This is a genomic window from Altererythrobacter sp. H2 (assembly GCF_035319885.1).
Lineage (GTDB): Bacteria > Pseudomonadota > Alphaproteobacteria > Sphingomonadales > Sphingomonadaceae > 34-65-8.
Genome location: NZ_CP141285.1, coordinates 899,216 through 914,554 on the forward strand (window position 1 = coordinate 899,216; position 15,339 = coordinate 914,554).

At 66.6% G+C, this 15,339-nt stretch carries 15 protein-coding genes, 1 tRNA gene, 1 pseudogene and 1 riboswitch; of the genes and pseudogenes, 11 read left to right on the forward strand and 6 right to left on the reverse strand.

Annotated features, from left to right (window positions below; translation table 11 throughout):
* The gene (locus tag U4960_RS04440; RefSeq protein WP_324262373.1) at positions 1-747 is read right to left on the reverse strand and encodes a hypothetical protein; all 747 of its coding nucleotides are present in this window, start codon (positions 745-747) and stop codon (positions 1-3) included.
* A 1-nt stretch (position 748) separates the two neighbouring features.
* The gene (locus U4960_RS04445) at positions 749-1,957 is read right to left on the reverse strand and encodes a toxic anion resistance protein (RefSeq protein WP_324262374.1); all 1,209 of its coding nucleotides are present in this window, start codon (positions 1,955-1,957) and stop codon (positions 749-751) included.
* Between the two features lie 164 nt (positions 1,958-2,121).
* Here U4960_RS04445 and U4960_RS04450 point away from each other — a divergent pair, with 164 nt between their 5' ends.
* Entirely contained in the window at positions 2,122-3,624 is a 1,503-nt protein-coding gene (locus tag U4960_RS04450) for a TIGR00341 family protein (RefSeq protein ID WP_324262375.1), read from the forward strand.
* A gap of 3 nt (positions 3,625-3,627) precedes the next feature.
* Here U4960_RS04450 and U4960_RS04455 read toward each other — a convergent pair whose 3' ends face one another.
* Entirely contained in the window at positions 3,628-5,385 is a 1,758-nt protein-coding gene (locus U4960_RS04455) for a fatty acyl-AMP ligase (RefSeq protein WP_324262376.1), read from the reverse strand.
* Between the two features lie 145 nt (positions 5,386-5,530).
* Here U4960_RS04455 and U4960_RS04460 point away from each other — a divergent pair, with 145 nt between their 5' ends.
* The 4 genes and pseudogenes from U4960_RS04460 to U4960_RS04475 form a co-directional block, all read left to right on the forward strand.
* Complete coding sequence (locus U4960_RS04460; protein WP_324262377.1) at positions 5,531-6,130, forward strand: regulatory protein RecX; 600 nt, start codon at positions 5,531-5,533, stop codon at positions 6,128-6,130.
* Positions 6,130-6,612, forward strand: coding sequence for a DUF192 domain-containing protein (locus tag U4960_RS04465; RefSeq protein ID WP_324262378.1), 483 nt, complete (start codon positions 6,130-6,132; stop codon positions 6,610-6,612). The genes U4960_RS04460 and U4960_RS04465 overlap by 1 nt, the downstream gene beginning before the upstream one ends.
* A 60-nt stretch (positions 6,613-6,672) precedes the next feature.
* The gene (locus U4960_RS04470) at positions 6,673-7,071 is read left to right on the forward strand and encodes an NADH:ubiquinone oxidoreductase subunit NDUFA12 (RefSeq protein WP_324262379.1); all 399 of its coding nucleotides are present in this window, start codon (positions 6,673-6,675) and stop codon (positions 7,069-7,071) included.
* A 161-nt stretch (positions 7,072-7,232) separates the two neighbouring features.
* Positions 7,233-7,472, forward strand: a pseudogene (locus U4960_RS04475) (DUF2155 domain-containing protein); the annotation flags it as partial.
* A 35-nt stretch (positions 7,473-7,507) separates the two neighbouring features.
* Here U4960_RS04475 and aat read toward each other — a convergent pair.
* Positions 7,508-8,299 carry a leucyl/phenylalanyl-tRNA--protein transferase gene (gene aat, locus U4960_RS04480; RefSeq protein WP_324262380.1) on the reverse strand — a complete coding sequence of 264 codons (792 nt, stop codon included), beginning with the start codon at positions 8,297-8,299 and terminating at the stop codon, positions 7,508-7,510.
* Between the two features lie 112 nt (positions 8,300-8,411).
* Here aat and U4960_RS04485 point away from each other — a divergent pair.
* Positions 8,412-8,487 (forward strand) — tRNA-Trp (locus U4960_RS04485).
* 35 nt (positions 8,488-8,522) lie between these two features.
* Here the strand turns inward: U4960_RS04485 and U4960_RS04490 are convergent.
* Positions 8,523-10,040: an alanine/glycine:cation symporter family protein gene (locus U4960_RS04490; RefSeq protein WP_324262381.1), complete on the reverse strand. Its 1,518-nt coding sequence runs from the start codon at positions 10,038-10,040 to the stop codon at positions 8,523-8,525.
* A gap of 204 nt (positions 10,041-10,244) precedes the next feature.
* Positions 10,245-10,353: riboswitch (TPP riboswitch) on the forward strand.
* A 49-nt stretch (positions 10,354-10,402) separates the two neighbouring features.
* Between U4960_RS04490 and thiC the strand changes: the two genes are divergently transcribed.
* The 3 genes from thiC (at position 10,403) to U4960_RS04505 (ending at position 13,156) form a co-directional block, all read left to right on the forward strand.
* Positions 10,403-12,271: a phosphomethylpyrimidine synthase ThiC gene (gene thiC, locus U4960_RS04495; protein WP_324262382.1), complete on the forward strand. Its 1,869-nt coding sequence runs from the start codon at positions 10,403-10,405 to the stop codon at positions 12,269-12,271.
* Positions 12,271-12,426: a hypothetical protein gene (locus U4960_RS04500; protein WP_324262383.1), complete on the forward strand. Its 156-nt coding sequence runs from the start codon at positions 12,271-12,273 to the stop codon at positions 12,424-12,426. The genes thiC and U4960_RS04500 overlap by 1 nt, the downstream gene beginning before the upstream one ends.
* Before the next feature lie 145 nt (positions 12,427-12,571).
* The gene (locus U4960_RS04505; RefSeq protein WP_324262384.1) at positions 12,572-13,156 is read left to right on the forward strand and encodes a fasciclin domain-containing protein; all 585 of its coding nucleotides are present in this window, start codon (positions 12,572-12,574) and stop codon (positions 13,154-13,156) included.
* Positions 13,157-13,224: 68 nt separating this feature from the next.
* Here U4960_RS04505 and U4960_RS04510 read toward each other — a convergent pair whose 3' ends face one another.
* On the reverse strand, positions 13,225-13,734 hold the full coding sequence (locus U4960_RS04510; protein ID WP_324262385.1) for a DUF892 family protein: 510 nt from the start codon (positions 13,732-13,734) through the stop codon (positions 13,225-13,227).
* 429 nt (positions 13,735-14,163) lie between these two features.
* Here U4960_RS04510 and U4960_RS04515 point away from each other — a divergent pair, with 429 nt between their 5' ends.
* Positions 14,164-14,550, forward strand: a complete 387-nt coding sequence (locus U4960_RS04515; RefSeq protein ID WP_324262386.1) for a type II toxin-antitoxin system death-on-curing family toxin — start codon at positions 14,164-14,166, stop codon at positions 14,548-14,550.
* Between the two features lie 46 nt (positions 14,551-14,596).
* Positions 14,597-15,328: a hypothetical protein gene (locus U4960_RS04520; RefSeq protein WP_324262387.1), complete on the forward strand. Its 732-nt coding sequence runs from the start codon at positions 14,597-14,599 to the stop codon at positions 15,326-15,328.
* Positions 15,329-15,339 lie beyond the last annotated feature (11 nt).

Sequence of the window (15,339 nt, forward strand, 5' to 3'; positions counted from 1 at the left end):
TCAGGATTCCTTGGAGGTCTGTTCGTTCTCGCCGTAGCGATATTCGAGGTAACGGGTCTTGATCGCCAGATCGTCGAGCGAACCTTCGGCCAGTTGCCGGGTGACATGGTCGATCTCGCGGCTGATCCGGGTCAGGCTTTCGGTCAGCTGCTCGTCCGGCGTAGCCCCGGCGCGCTTTTCCTGGCGCAGGTTCTGCGGGATGCGGCGATAGGCGTCGATTGTCTCCGGCAGAACATCGCCGACCAGCTTGCGGACCTCCTGCGCGGCCGGATGCTGCTGGTCGATCGCTTCGAGCTGGAGGCCGAGCGCGTCGAGCTGCACCCCCATGTCCTCCACCACTTTGACCGCCGGGGCGGGCAGGGCGGGGCGCTGATGCTCCAGCCAGATCTCCGTTCGGCCGACCATGGTGCGTACATCGCCTTTGGTCAGATCAGCGCGTTTGGGCACTTTGACTTTGGGAAAGCTGGAGAACAGCGCGGTCGCGACAATCGCCGCCACCAGAACCGACATAACCCCAAAGAACCCGATCCCGTCAAACATTGCCCCGGCAATCCCTGCCGCAACCAGGATCGTGAACAGCGCGATGACGATGTTGCGAATGCGCAAGGTCCAGTTGGCGCGCTTGATCGCCTGCGAGCCTTGCCCGATCGAACTGCTGCGCCGGTGCCGACCGCCCGCGCGGTTGTCGTCGCGAAGGCGGCGCGCGTCTTCCAGTACCCGGTCGCTCTGGCGGGTGAGGTCGTTCACCTCAGCCCTCCACCGTCAGCAGGCTGGATTCGCTGACCTGCTTCTGGGCCTGGGCCTGCCCTTCGGCGCGGGCGATATAGCCCTTCGACTTTTCGACTTCGGCGGTCAGCGTGACAACGGTCTGCTTCATGCTGTCGAGAGCGCGCAATTTGAACGAGTCCACCTCGTCCATCGTGTCGTAGATATTCTGGAAGGCGCGCTGCAACGTCTCCAGCGGGATCGTGCTGCTGGCGGCTTGTTCGTGGATCTTGCCGGTCTGCTCGCGCAGCATGGTGCTGGTGCTGTCGATGATGTTGGCAGTGGTGGTGTTCAATGCGGTGATCTGGTTCAGCACCAGCCGCTGGTTGGTCATCGCCTCGGCCACGGTCACTGCGGTGCGCAGCGCACCCACGGTGGTGGTGCTGGCCCGGTCCACGCCCTTGACCAGTTCGACGTTGTTCTTCTTGACCAGGTCGAGTGCGAGGTAGCCCTGCACGCTGACCGCCATCTGGGTGAGCAGGTCCTGGGTGCGCTGGCGGACATAGAACAGGGCGGTTTCGCGCAGCGCCTTGGCCTTGGCCGGATCGGTGGCGTCAAGCTCGAAGGCCTTCTCCTCCAGCTTCTCGTCCAGCTTGCGGGAAATGTGGATCATCTGCTCCAGATTACCCATCGCTTCCCACAGCTTCTGGCGTTCGACATCGATCGCGGCGTTGTCCATCAGCAGCTCGTCCTTGCCGCTGGCAAGGCTGCCGAGCACGGACTGGATATGGGTCTGCGCGCTCTGGTAGCTGCGGAAGTAGTTGTTGATCTTGTTGCCGAAGGGAATGATGCCCAGGATCTTGCGCGGGCCTGACAAAGCGCCGCGCTTGCCGGGATCGAGGTCTTCCACCACCCGGCGCAGCTCGGCCAGGTTGGCACCAACGCCTTCGTCCTTGTCCATCGCACGGACCGGCCGGTCGAGGAAGCGGTTGGACATGCCGGCCGCTGCCATGATTTCCTTGCGGCCCATGTTGGTCAGCTGGTCCACCTTCTTGCCGAATTCGGGCGAGTTGGCATCCTGCGCAACCAGATCGGCGACGAAGCCATCGACCTTCTCGTCCAGCTTCGACCTGACCTCCGGCGCAACCGGCACCAGCCCGGCGGCTTTCTCGGCCGAGACGTGCGGCACGGGATCGGGCGGCGTCAGGTCGAATGCGACTTCGGTGGCGGTTTTCGTTTCGTTGGTGGCCATGGCTGCCCTGATGCTCCTTTGCCTGCTGTATTAGGGGTGTAAGACACAGATTTCAAGCAATGGTCGAAGGTGTGCCGCAAGCGCCCCTGTGCGTCCATCCTTTCGTTCGGCCTGACAAGCGGTTAGGAGGCAGGCGGACGAACTTTTGCGGGGACCAGCAGTTCATGGCCGAAACGAAGCGCACGACGAACGAGCTGGACTTTGCCCGGGTCATCCTGAGCCTGCGCAAATGGTGGCGCGACGACGTGGTCGCGACGGTTAACCAGGAAGGCATTGTCGAGCTGCGGCGCGAGGAAGCGGACCTGTCGTCCCGGTTCCTGTTCATGACCATCATGTCTGCCGGGATCGCCATCCTCGGCCTGATCCTGTCCTCTCCGGCGGTGGTGATCGGGGCGATGTTGATCGCCCCGCTGATGGGGCCGATCATCGGTCTGGGCTTCGCCATGGCCTCGGGCGATTACGTCTGGCTGCGCAAGTGTGCCAAGTCGGTGGCGATCGGGGCGACGCTGGCGGTGTTGTTCTGCGCCGTGATCGTGTTCATGTCGCCGCTCAAGACGGTCACGGCGGAGCTGGCGGCGCGCACCCGGCCCAACCTGTTCGACCTGCTGGTGGCAATATTCTCCGGGCTGGCGGGTGCCTATGCCCTGATCCGCGGCCGTGAAGGTGCGGTGGTGGGTGTGGCCATCGCCACGGCGCTGATGCCGCCGCTGGCGACGGTCGGCTTCGGCCTCGCCACGCTGAACTGGACGGTGTTTTCCGGCTCGCTGATGCTGTTCATCACCAACCTGGTGGCGATTTCGCTGACAGCCGCCGTGATGGCCCGCCTGTACGGGTTCACGACCGAGCTTTCGGCCAAGCATACCCGGTGGCAGAACTTCCTGATCCTGGGCACATTGATTGCGCTGGCGATCCCGCTCGGTCTGGCGCTGCGCACCATTGCCTGGGAAGCGCAGGCCTCGCGCCAGATCAACCGCATCGTGATCGATGCTTTCGATGACGAATCGCGCCTGTCGCAGATCGATATCGCCTACGACGCAACGCCGGTGCGCATTTCCGCCACCGTCCTCACGCCGCACCTGAAGCCGGATGCCGAGGCCGAAATCGAGCGGCAGCTCGAAGGCCGGCTCGATCACGAATTCGAACTGGTGCTGACTCAGTACCGGGTCGGAACCTCCGACAGCGCGGCTGAGCGGGCCCAGCTTGCGGCTGCGCGGGAGCAGGACCAGGCCGCCGAGCAGGCTCGCCAGGTTGCCGCCGCCCTGGCTTTGGTCGCCGGGGTGGAGGAAAGCGACGTGTTGGTGGATCGCCAGCGCCGCCGCGCGCTGGTGCGGGCGAGGCCGCTGGAGGGGGCAACCTTGCGCGCCTATCGCACCCTGGAGCAGCGCGCCGCTGCGCAGGTCAAGGGCTGGGCCATTGAACTGGTGCCTCCGGCGCGGCCGCTGCCTTCGGTTGCATTCGAGGAGGAAGCGCCTTCGGAGGACGGCGAGGACGCCATTGCGCTGGCGGCATGGGCATCGGCCCGGGTCGGTGCACCGCTGGTGCTGACCGGCCCGGATGAGCAGACCGCGCTGGTCAGCGAGCAACTGAAGGCTGCGGGCGGCCGCGTCACCCGTGCCACCTCCGGCCCGGCCCCGGTGCGGATCGAATGGGGCAGTGTCGAGGAGTAGCGGTCAGGCCGCTTCGGGCAGCTTGATCGGCTCGATCTCGCCGGCGAGGTAAAGCCGCTTGGCCTTGGCCCGGCTCAGTTTGCCCGAAGATGTGCGGGGCAGGGTGCGCGGGGGGACCAGTTCCACCACGCAGTTCATCCCTGTGACCGAGCGGACCTTGTCACGGATCTGCTCGTGCAGCCTGATCCGTTCTTCCGGGTCGGAGACGCGGCAATGCACCAGTACGGCGGGCGATTCCTCGCCATTGTCCATCTCGAACGAGAACGCCGCCACATCGCCGTGGTTGAAGCCGGGCAGCTGTTCCACCGCCCATTCGATATCCTGCGGCCAGTGGTTCTTGCCGTTGATGATGATCATGTCCTTGGCCCGGCCGACAATGAACAGATAGCCATTGGCCATATATCCCATGTCGCCGGTGTCGAGCCATGCGCCCTTGCCGTCGTTACCTGGCACCAGGCAATCGCGGGTCGCTTCCTCGTTGCGGAAATAGGAATGCATCACGCTCGGGCCGCGGCACCAGACCTTGCCGATCTGCCGTTCGCCCCGCACCGCGTCATTTGCATCCCGGATTTCCACCTCCATGTCGGGCAGGGCCTTGCCGCAGTTGACGATGGCCCGGTAGCGCGCTGGCCGGGAAAGGTCGCGCGGGGTGCCCGACAGGCTTTCCTCCTCGACCAGTTCCACCCGGATGCCTTCGCCCGGGGGCATGACTGTCACCGCCAGCGTCGCTTCGGCCAGGCCATAGCTGGGGGTGAAGGCGCTGGCGCGGAAACCCGCCGGGGCAAAGGCATTGACGAAATTCTGCATCACGTCGGGCCGGATCATGTCCGCCCCGTTGCCGGCCGTGCGCCAGCGGGAGAGGTCGAACCGCTCGGTCACGCTGCTCTGGCTGGAAATGCGGCGGGCGCAGATGTCGTAGCCGAAGGTGGGCGAATAACTGAGCGTGTTGCCCTGGTTGCGGCTGATCACGTCAAGCCATGCGAGCGGACGGCGGGCGAAATGCTCGGTCTTGAGATAGTCGCAACTCACCTGGTTGGCGATCGGCGACAGCAGGCAGCCGACCAGCCCCATGTCGTGATACCACGGCAGCCAGCTCACCACCCGGTCGTTGGTGCCCAGGTTCATCGAGGCGGCATGGCCGTAGAGGTTGTGCAGCAGCGCGCGGTGGGTCACGGCAACACCGGTGGGGAAGCGGGTCGAGCCCGACGAATACTGCAGATAGCAGATATCATTCGGGCTTGCTTCGGGCAGATCGCATTCGGGCGCTTCGCGGGCGTTGAAGCTGGCCCAGTCAATCCCTTCGCAGCCTTGCCGGTCTGCCGCAGCCTTCGCCATTTCGGCGATTTCGGGGGGATAGATCAACATGGCCGGATCGCTGCTGGCGAGCTGCACCGCCAGCTGGTCGATATAGCTTTCCTTGCCGCCGAAGCTGGTCGGCAGCGGCAGCGGCACCGGCCATGCCCCGGCGTAGCTGCAGGCACTGAACAACGCAGCGAATTCGGGGCCGGTTTCCGCGATCAGGGCAACCCGGTCGCCCTTGCCGATCCCCGCTGCAACAAGCCGCCGGGCCATCGCCAGCGCGTCTTCGCGCATTTCGCGGAAGGGATAGACCCGCTCCAGCTCGCCCCGCATGTCATGAAAGTTTAGCCCCTTTTCGCTACGCGCGGCATAGTCGACCGCATCGTTGAAAGTGGCAAAGTCCGCCCGGATGCGCGGCAGCGCGCAATCGTTCGGCGTGGGAACCGGCATGGTGATGGTCATGAGTGAAGGCGAAACCCGTTGTTGGTGCGCACAGGCATGGGCGTTCTCCCCGCGCTCTAGTTAAGTCCCCTCCTGACGCGCCCGTTCTCGCCGCGTCATGCGTAAGCGTTGCCCAATTCGCAAAGACTGTGGCACCATTATGACGATGACGCGCAAGGAGCAAGCAGGACAGCACTCAGCACGGGGCGGGCCGAAGGCCAAACCGCCGCTGGATGAGGCACGCCTGCGGGACCTGGCGTTGGCCTATGTTGCCCGATTCGCCACCACCGGCAAACGGGTGGAACGCTATCTGGTGCGCAAGCTGCGCGAGCGCGGCTGGGCTGGGGAGGGGGAACCTGACGTCGACGGGCTGATCGCGCGGATGGGCGAGCTGGGCTATATCGACGATGCCGCGTTTGCCCGTGCGCGCGGCGGCGACCTGCTGCGACGTGGCTATGGCGCGCGGCGGGTGGGGCAGGTCCTGGCGGAGGCCGGGGTGGACGAGCCCGTCCGCCGCGCGGCGGCGCCGGACGAGGCGGCCGCCCGGCGCGCGGCCTTCGCCCTGGCGCGGCGCAAACGGCTGGGGCCATTCGATTCGCATCCGCCGGATCCTGCCCGCCGTGCGAAGCAGCTTGCCGCAATCGTGCGCGCGGGCCATGGATTCGACGCGGCGCGGGCGATAATGGATGCAAGCGACGAATCCGCGCTGGCCGAATGGGTGGCTGAAGCCGGCGATGATGCGGGAAACCTGGAAGGAATGGATTGATGCGCGCAATGGCACTCCTGCTGGCGGGCCTGTGCCTCGCCTGCTCGCCGCAAGGCCAGGCGGAAACTGCCGCCGCTCCCACTGCAACGGCACAAGCGACGCATCCCGTTTCCGGCCTGCGGGTCGTGCCGTTGACGGTCACCAGCGGCAGCAAGCGGCACGTGTTCCGGGTCGAAGTCGCCGAGACCGTGCCGCAGCAGCAGCGCGGGCTGATGTTCCGCACCGAACTGGGCCCGGACGAGGGGATGATCTTCCCCTATCGGGCTCCCCAGCTGCTCGGCTTCTGGATGAAGAACACGCCGCTGCCGCTCGACATCATCTTCCTCGACGAGGACCGGCGGATCATCAACATCGCCGCGCGGACCACGCCCTATTCGCTCGATTCGGTCTATTCCGAACGGCCGGCCATTGCCGTGCTGGAACTGATCGGTGGCCGCGCGGAGGAGCTGGGCATCCGCGCCGGGGACAAGGTCGAATGGTAGGCCCGCGGCAGGCCGGTTTCCCGCTTGGCCGCAAGGCTGCAATCCGCTAGGCGCACGGCCATGTCTATCCTCGGCAAGATCTTCACCTGGTGGGACGGCGCCACCATCGGAACGCACCTGTGGAGCTGGCGCAAGGGCCAGCAGGTCGGCACCGATGTGCAGGGCAACCGCTATTTCCGCACCCGCAAGCCGGATGCGCAGGGGCGGGAGCGGCGCTGGGTAATCTACAATGGCCCCAACGATGCCAGCCGCGTGCCGGCCGAATGGCATGGCTGGCTGCACGGCTCGTTTGACGATGTGCCGGAAAGCAACTTGCCGCCGCCGCACATCTGGGAAGTGGACTACACCCCCAATGCGACCGGAACCCCGCTGGCCTATCGCCCGGCGGGTGCGCTGGAGCGTGGCGGCAAGCGGGCCGCGGCGACGGGGGATTACGAAGCGTGGTCACCGGACGCCTGAGGGTGCGCGCGCTCGCCCCTCTGGTCGCGCTCGTGCTGCTGGCCGCCTGCGATGACAAGCCCCCTGCACCGCGCCCGGTCGAGACCGAGGTGCCCGAGGAACTGGCCCGGGCGGCGCCGCCACCCGCGCAGCCTGCGGGGGAAGCGGGGCTGGGCACGCCGATGGCTGACCGCGTTGCCACGCTCGGCCTGCTCAACAAGCGCAACAACCTCTCGCAGGACATTACCCTCAAGCCAGGCGAGACGCGCCGGATCGGCGATGTCATCGTGCGCCTGTCCGCCTGCGAGCGGACCGCGCCATGGGAAATGCCGAGCGAGACCGGCGCTTTTGTCCAGGTGCTGGTGCGCGACAACCGGAACCAGGACAGTTGGGACCGGGTCTTTTCCGGTTGGCTGTTCAAGCGATCACCCTCGCTCAACGTGGTCGAGCACCCGGTTTACGATGTCTGGGTGAAGAACTGCGCGATGAGTTTCCCGGGCGAGGAAGGCTCCGTGGCATCCCCCTCGCCCCGCGCAACCGGGGCCCCTGCTGCGGCACCGGCGCCGGCTCCGTCCCCCACTGCCGCGCCACCTTCCGCGCCTGCGCCTGCTGCGGCCGACGACACCGAGGCATAGGCCTGCGGCAGGCTGGCGTCGGGCGGACCCGATGCCTGGGCCAGCATCTCCAGATAGCGCGCCTGCGGGATTTCCACCGCGCCGAGCGAGGCAAGGTGCCCGGTCATGAACTGGCAATCGAGCAGCCGGTACCCGGCCCGGCGCATCAGCGCGACCAGCCACGCCAGCGCCACCTTGGAGGCGTTGTCAGCCCGGCTGAACATGCTTTCGCCGCAGAACACCCGGTCGAACGCCACGCCATAGAGCCCGCCGACCAGTTCGCTGCCGTGCCAGCATTCGACCGAATGGGCGTGCCCGGCCCGGTGCAGCGCCAGATAGCTGGCCTCGATCCGGTCGCTGATCCAGCTTCCGCCATCTTCGTCGCGCGGCTCGGCGCAGGCAGCGATCACCCGGCCGAACGCCGCATCGACAGTGACCCGGAACCGGTCTTGCCGGATCACCTTCCGCAGCGAGGCCGAACAGCGGAAGCCATCCAGCGGCAGGATGGCCCGCTCGCGCGGCTCGACCCAGAACAGCTCCGGATCATCGCGCGCGTCGGCCATCGGGAAAATGCCGCTGCGATAGGCCAGCAGCAGCATTTCGACCGGGATTGGCGGGGCTGGGAACTGGTGCATCGCCCCTTTGCCTAGCATCCCCGCGCCGCCCGGTCAGCGCCAAACCCGGCCCGCCGCTGCATTTCGCCTTGCGCGGGCGCCACGCTTTGGCTTAAGGGCCGCATCCGCCTGCAGGGGTGTAGCTCAGTTGGTAGAGCATCGGTCTCCAAAACCGAGGGCCTGCGGTTCGAGTCCGCACACCCCTGCCATTACCCTTGGCATCCTGCAGGCGGTCCTTTCCCGATTAGTACTCGTTCGGCTCTTCCGGGGTTTTCGCCATATGGGTCGGGCCGGCGGTGCGGTCCCCCCGCGCCAGCGCGAACACCACGCCTGACAGCAGCAGCAGGGCGATCAGGTTAGGCAGAGCCATGGCAGCGTTGGAAATGTCGCCCAGACGCCAGATCAGGGTCAGGTCCTGGAAGCTGCCGATGAAGATCACCACGCACCACAGCACTCGCCATGCCATGTGCAGTATCTTCTCGCCGCGCAGGGTCGATCCGGGAACACGGTCGTAGAGGAAGGTGATCGCTCGCTCCCCGTAATAGCTCCAGGTGACGAGGGTGGTGAAAACGAACAGGATCAGCGCGACGCTGGCAATCAGGGTGCCGATCGGGATGCCCGCCAGCAGCGCCGGGAAGGCTGCGGCAAAGGCGCCTGAGGTCATCGCAAAGCCCTGCAGGTCGGATTGCCAGGCGTGTTCGACCGCCTGCCCGGCGTGGGTGAAGTTGCCTTCCACCGTCAGGATCACCAGCGCGGTGATGGTGCAGATCACCACCGTATCGATGAACGTGCCGAGCATGGCCATGCGGCCCTGCTGTTCCGGATCGTCGGTCTGCGCCACGGCATGGGCGATCGGGGTCGAGCCTTGCCCGGCCTCGTTCGAGAACAGGCCGCGCGCCACACCGGCGCGGATGGCAATGATGATTGCCGCGCCCAGAAACCCGCCGCTGGCCGCCTGCGGGTTGAACGCGCCGTGGAAGATGCGGCCGAAGGTTTCGGGAATGTCCTGATAGTCGAGCACGATCGCGATGATCGCCATGATCAGGTATCCGGCCGCCATGAACGGCACGATCTTTTCCGCCACGCTGCCGATCGACTTGATCCCGCCGATGATGACCAGGAACACGGCAATCGCCACGATCACCCCCGCGACCCATTCCTGCATTCCGAACAGTTCGCCGAAGCTGTCTGCCACGGCATTGGCCTGGATCGAGTTGCCGGTGACCAGTGCGGAGAACAGCGTGCCGAGGCAGAACAGCACGGCCAGCCAAGTGTATTTGGGGCCAAGGCCCATCATGATGTAGGTCATCGGCCCGCCGCGATAGGCACCCTCGCTGGTGCGCTCACGATAGCGGATGGCGAGCGCGCCTTCGGCAAAGGCCAGCGCCATGCCGATCAGCGCCGTGACCCACATCCAGAAAATCGCCCCGGGACCGCCCAGTGCGATCGCCGTCGCCACCCCGGCGAGGTTGCCTGTGCCGACCTGGCCCGACAGTGCCGTGGACAGCGCCGCGAACGGGCTGATCTCACCCGCGCCCGCACTCTTGCGGCCCTTGAACAGGCCGGTAAAGGCGCTCCCCAGATTGCGGATCGGGTAGAACCGCAGCCCGAACATCATCCACAGGCCGATGCCCAACAGCACGATCACCATCGGCGGGAAGGGGATCACGGTCTCGCCGTTCCAGCTGCCCCCCCAGATGAAGTCGGATACATTGACGACGTGATCGACGAGGCCGGGCGATCCGGCAGTGCTGGCAGCCATGTGGCGTTATTCCCCCTTGCGCGGCCACCTTAAATCGGGGCCGGACGGATAAAGCGCGCACGCTAACCGCGCCCCGCCGGGTTTGCCAGAGGGCTTTGCACTTTCCCCCGAGTGTCTGCCATGGCCGGTTCTGCAGCCAGCACCGCATCCCGCTGCGCCGGGGTTGAGAGCCCCCTTTCCCAACCGCCGTCACCGGTCTATGAAGGGCCATCCCCGGGGAGCTCGTGCGAGCTGAGAGGCAGGTGTCACGCCCTGCGACCCGCTGAACCTGAACCCGTTAGCACGGGCGGAGGGAGTGGACTGGCCGCCGCAAGGACTTCAGGCCAGCAAACCGCTCTCCCGCCACCTGAGGAGAGACACGCATGGCCGACATCAACAGCAAGCTCGAAATCGGCGTGACCACCGGGCCGATCCGCGGCTCCGCCAAGGTCCACGTCGAATCGCCTTCCGGCCTGCGCGTGGCCATGCGCGAGATCCGGCTGGAGCCGTCGAGCGGGGAGCCGCCGGTGCGGGTCTATGACACTTCCGGCCCCTATACCGATGCCGATGCCGTGATCGACATTGCCGCCGGCCTGCCCGAACTGCGGGCCGACTGGATCCGCGGACGCGGCGACGTGGAGGAAGTGACACAGCGCGAGGTCAGGCCGGAAGACAACGGCCAGTTGGGGCCGGACCGCAGCGGCGGCGTCCCGCCATTCCCGCGCGTGCGCCACAAGGTGCTGCGGGCCAAGCCGGGCATGAACGTCAGCCAGATGTACTATGCGCGGCGCGGGATCATCACGCCGGAGATGGAATATGTCGCCGTCCGCGAGAACATCGGGCGCGAGATGATCGCGAACCATATCCGGGACGGGCAGGACTTCGGTGCCAGCATTCCCGACTATGTCACCCCCGAATTCGTCCGCGACGAGGTCGCCCGCGGTCGCGCGATCATTCCCAGCAACATCAACCACCCCGAAAGCGAACCGATGGCGATCGGGCGCAATTTCCTCGTCAAGATCAACGCCAATATCGGCAACTCGGCGGTTGCCAGCGACGTCGCCACCGAAGTCGACAAGATGGTCTGGTCGACCCGCTGGGGCGCGGACACCGTGATGGACCTTTCCACCGGGCGCAACATCCACGACACCCGCGAATGGATCATCCGCAACAGCCCGGTGCCGATCGGCACGGTGCCGATCTACCAGGCGCTGGAGAAGGTCGGCGGGGTGGCCGAGGACCTGACCTGGGAGGTGTTCCGCGACACCCTGATCGAGCAGGCCGAGCAGGGGGTGGATTACTTCACCATCCACGCCGGGGTGCGGCTGCCCTACGTCCCGCTCGCCGCCAAGCGGGTAACCGGGATCGTCAGCCGGGGCGGCAGCATCATGGCCAAATGGTGCCTCGCCCATCACAAGGAGAGCTTCCTCTACGAACGGTTCGACGAAATCACCGAGATCATGAAGGCCTATGACGTGGCTTATTCGCTGGGCGATGGCCTGCGCCCCGGATCGATTGCCGACGCCAACGACGAGGCCCAGTTTGCCGAGCTCTACACCCTGGGCGAACTGACCAAGCGGGCCTGGGCGCAGGACGTGCAGGTGATGATCGAAGGGCCCGGCCATGTGCCGATGCACAAGATCAAGGAGAACATGGACAAGCAGCTCGAGGCCTGCGGTGAAGCGCCGTTCTACACCCTCGGCCCGCTCGTCACCGACATTGCGCCCGGTTACGACCACATCACCAGCGGCATCGGCGCGGCGATGATCGGGTGGTACGGCACGGCCATGCTCTGCTACGTCACGCCCAAGGAACACCTCGGCCTGCCTGACCGCGATGATGTGAAGGTCGGCGTGGTCACCTACAAGCTTGCCGCCCACGCGGCGGACCTGGCCAAGGGGCACCCGGCGGCCAAGGTGCGCGATGATGCGCTGTCCAAGGCGCGGTTCGAGTTCCGCTGGCGCGACCAGTTCAACCTCAGCCTCGATCCCGACACAGCCGAGCAGTACCATGACCAGACCCTGCCGGCCGAAGGCGCGAAAACAGCCCATTTCTGCTCCATGTGCGGGCCCAAGTTCTGCAGCATGAAGATCAGCCAGGAAGTGCGTGAATTCGCGCGGCTGCAGAACCAGGGCGCCGACGGGTTCGTGGCGGCGGAAGAAGCGGAAAAGGGCATGGCCGAGATGAGCCGGGTCTATGATGAAACCGGGCGCGAGCTCTACATGGGCGCGGGCGACCGCGAGCACGACTGATGGCCGACCTTTACCTCAAGAACCTCGAATCCGAACGCAAGGCGCTGTGGGCGAGCTGCCGTCTGAAGGGGCTCGCCCGCAACTCCCCCGAACGCCAGCGCATCGCCGCGCTGGACGAGGCCATTGCCGCGCACAAGGCGAAGAAGGTGAGCTGAACTGGCGGGCCCCGGGCGGTATCGCGCGGCGGCGGGAACGTTTGCGGGTCTCGCTCATTGGGGATGGAGTGCGCCGCACCAGCGTCCGGCAGTCCCGGGCGCGCGCCACTGTCGTTTCCCCCTGCAAGATCCAAAGGACCTGCCCATGACCAAGTTTTCCCTTGCGCTCGCGTCTGCCGCTTCGCTCGCCCTCGTCGCCTGCGCCGAGCCGGCCGAGGACACCACCACGACCGAAGACACCACGGCGGCTGACAGCATGACAAATTCCACCGTTACCGACGGGGGCACGATCGTCGAGGTGGCGCAGGACAATCCCGATTTCTCCACCCTGGTTTCGGCCGTGACTGCGGCTGATCTTGGCGCAACGCTGTCAGGCACTGGCCCGTTCACCGTGTTCGCGCCCACCAACGCTGCCTTCGAGAAGATCCCGCAGGCCAGCCGTGACGAGCTGATGAGCGAAGCCGGCAAGGCCGATCTTTCGGGCATCCTGACCTACCACGTGGTCCAGGGTGAAACCGACGCTGCCACCCTAACCCGGGCGATCGAGGCAGCCGGCACCGAAGGCCATACCCTGACGACCGTCAACGGCGCCACGCTGACGGCAACGCTGGAAGGCGGCAAGGTCATGCTGACCGATGCGGCCGGCAACAGGTCCACCGTGACCGCCACCGATGTCGACGCATCGAACGGCGTGATCCATGTGATCGACACCGTGCTGATGCCGAGCTGAGCCCAGGGCGCAGCGCAGCAATCGAGCCAACGAGGGGCGGCCCGGCAACGGGTCGCCCCTTTTTGCGGTTATCGTTCCACCCCGCCGCTCAGCCGCGTGAGCGCGCGGGCGAGCGCGGTGTCGGTCTCCTGCGCCGCGTCGATCATCGCGCCCAGCGCCTCCGCCGCCTCGGCCAGGTCGAGCCTGCAGGCAAGGGCGAGCGCGGTCTCATAGCTGACCCGCTGCGATTGCTTGCCCTTGCGCAGCGCGCCGGCCAGCGCGATGTCGCGCAAGGGGCCCTGCACGATCGAGGTGCAGTCGTTGTCCGCATCATCGAGGATGGCGCGCAGCCACACGTTCTCCGCCTTGTCGGGCGCGGCATCGAGGGCGCGGGCGATATCCGCCAGGGCCTCTCGCTGCGTGCCGCTGCGGGCGGTATCCTGCTCCACCAGCTCGCGCATGGCCTCGTCGGCGAGGCAGGAGCGGACGTTGTCCAGCCGCTCCACCATGGCGCATTCACCATCGTAGAGGTCCTGCACTGCCATGACGAGGAGCGCGCGGGGGGTATCGACATTGGCCATGAGGCTGGTTCCTTTCACGCCACCCAACGAACGCGCAAGCCGCCGGTTTCATCCACCCCGCGCGCCTGCCCCGTATCCGGAGCGGATGACCGCAGTGCCCCAGCCAGAACCGCAGGTCACGGCATCCAACGCGCGGCTGATCATGCCCGCCACCGGCACCGAGGCGGCGCCCTTCCTCGAACTGACCAACCGGGCCGATGCGGCGCTGTTCCTGGCCGAGGCCTCGCTCGATAACAGCGGCAAGGCCACGATCGCCTACCGGCGCACGCCCGCCGCCAACCGGGTCAGCTCGATCACCATTCCCGAAGGCGAGACGCTGCGGCTGACCCCGGAGACCGGCTATGCCATCGAGGCGCAGATGGCCGCAGCGCGAGAGGTCATGGCGCGGCGCAAGCGCGCGCTTAGCGAACTCGCCAGGTACGGCCGGGGGCCCTTATGTCCGGCTCCATGTCTGGCCGTTATGTGTGGATTGCCACCGAAGTGGCGCTGGCGGCCCATGCCGAGCAGCTTGCCGAGCACGGCGGCGCAGAAGGCGTGCGGGATGAGGGTATGCTGCACAGCGCGATGGCGCGCCCCCGCAATCCGGCTGACTGTGGCGAACCCGACATGGCCTCGCTGGCGGCGGCCTATGCCTACGGCATCGCGCGCAACCATCCCTTCGTCGATGGCAACAAGCGCACAGCGGCGGTGGTCAGCGAAACCTTCCTCATGCTCAACGGCCATGTGCTGGAGGCAAGCGATGCCGAACTGGTGGTGGCCGTGGTCGCGCTCGCAGCGGGCGAGCTGAGCGAGGAGGAACTGGCCGACTGGTTCCGCCAGCGGATCAGGGCCTGACCCAATCCACTTTCCTACACGCGCCAAATCTGCCTTATCCTCTCCGATGAGCCAGACACCCGATCCCGCCCGCCCCGAACGCTTCCACACCGCCGCTTCCGCGCGCGCCGCTCACCCTCAACCCCCTGAACCACCCGGCCCCGCCCGACACGACGGCTGGACCCGCACCCGGCAGGCCGCGTTCCTGCGTGCGCTGTCGGCCACCCATTCGGTGGCGGAGGCGGCGCGCAGTGTGGGGATGAGCCGCCAGTCGGCCTATCGCCTGCGCAGCAAGCTGAAGGGCCAGGCGTTCGATCTGGCGTGGGAGGTGGCCTTCCACCACAGTTTCGACGTGCTCGCCCACGCCGCGCTCGACCGGGCGCTCAACGGGGTGGAGGTGCCGGTCTATTACAAGGGCGAGCTGGTCGGCAGCTATCGCCGTTTCGACGAGCGGCTGACGGTGGCGCTGATGAACCGGGTGACGCTGGGCGGGGTGCCGCTGCTGGGCCGGCTGGGCCCCCATGCCGAGCGCCAGGCGCGCGATTTCGAGACGCTGCTGGGCCGGGTCGAAAGCGGGGAGCCCGTGGCGCTGGGCCTGCCGGGGCCGGGCGATCCGGGCGAACTGGAATCGATCCTGGCCGGAACCAGCGCCGTACCCGCGTTCAGCGCCGCCGGGCGCAGCTCTCAGGCAGGTGCATCGCCAAGCGCATTTTCGCCCCGGCCGCCGTGTCCGTCCGCGCTCTCCGATGCGGAGATTATCGAGGCTTTACAGGACTTTTATGACGAGCGGGAAGGGTGACACGGTGTCAC

Coding starts and splice junctions, on each gene's coding strand:
- U4960_RS04445 (WP_324262374.1), bottom strand. CDS start 1,957: ATGGCCACCAACGAAACGAAAACCGCCACCGAAGTCGCATTCGACCTG.
- U4960_RS04450 (WP_324262375.1), top strand. CDS start 2,122: ATGGCCGAAACGAAGCGCACGACGAACGAGCTGGACTTTGCCCGGGTC.
- U4960_RS04455 (WP_324262376.1), bottom strand. CDS start 5,385: ATGACCATCACCATGCCGGTTCCCACGCCGAACGATTGCGCGCTGCCG.
- U4960_RS04460 (WP_324262377.1), top strand. CDS start 5,531: ATGACGCGCAAGGAGCAAGCAGGACAGCACTCAGCACGGGGCGGGCCG.
- U4960_RS04465 (WP_324262378.1), top strand. CDS start 6,130: ATGCGCGCAATGGCACTCCTGCTGGCGGGCCTGTGCCTCGCCTGCTCG.
- U4960_RS04470 (WP_324262379.1), top strand. CDS start 6,673: ATGTCTATCCTCGGCAAGATCTTCACCTGGTGGGACGGCGCCACCATC.
- aat (WP_324262380.1), bottom strand. CDS start 8,299: ATGCACCAGTTCCCAGCCCCGCCAATCCCGGTCGAAATGCTGCTGCTG.
- U4960_RS04490 (WP_324262381.1), bottom strand. CDS start 10,040: ATGGCTGCCAGCACTGCCGGATCGCCCGGCCTCGTCGATCACGTCGTC.
- thiC (WP_324262382.1), top strand. CDS start 10,403: ATGGCCGACATCAACAGCAAGCTCGAAATCGGCGTGACCACCGGGCCG.
- U4960_RS04500 (WP_324262383.1), top strand. CDS start 12,271: ATGGCCGACCTTTACCTCAAGAACCTCGAATCCGAACGCAAGGCGCTG.
- U4960_RS04505 (WP_324262384.1), top strand. CDS start 12,572: ATGACCAAGTTTTCCCTTGCGCTCGCGTCTGCCGCTTCGCTCGCCCTC.
- U4960_RS04515 (WP_324262386.1), top strand. CDS start 14,164: ATGTCTGGCCGTTATGTGTGGATTGCCACCGAAGTGGCGCTGGCGGCC.
- U4960_RS04520 (WP_324262387.1), top strand. CDS start 14,597: ATGAGCCAGACACCCGATCCCGCCCGCCCCGAACGCTTCCACACCGCC.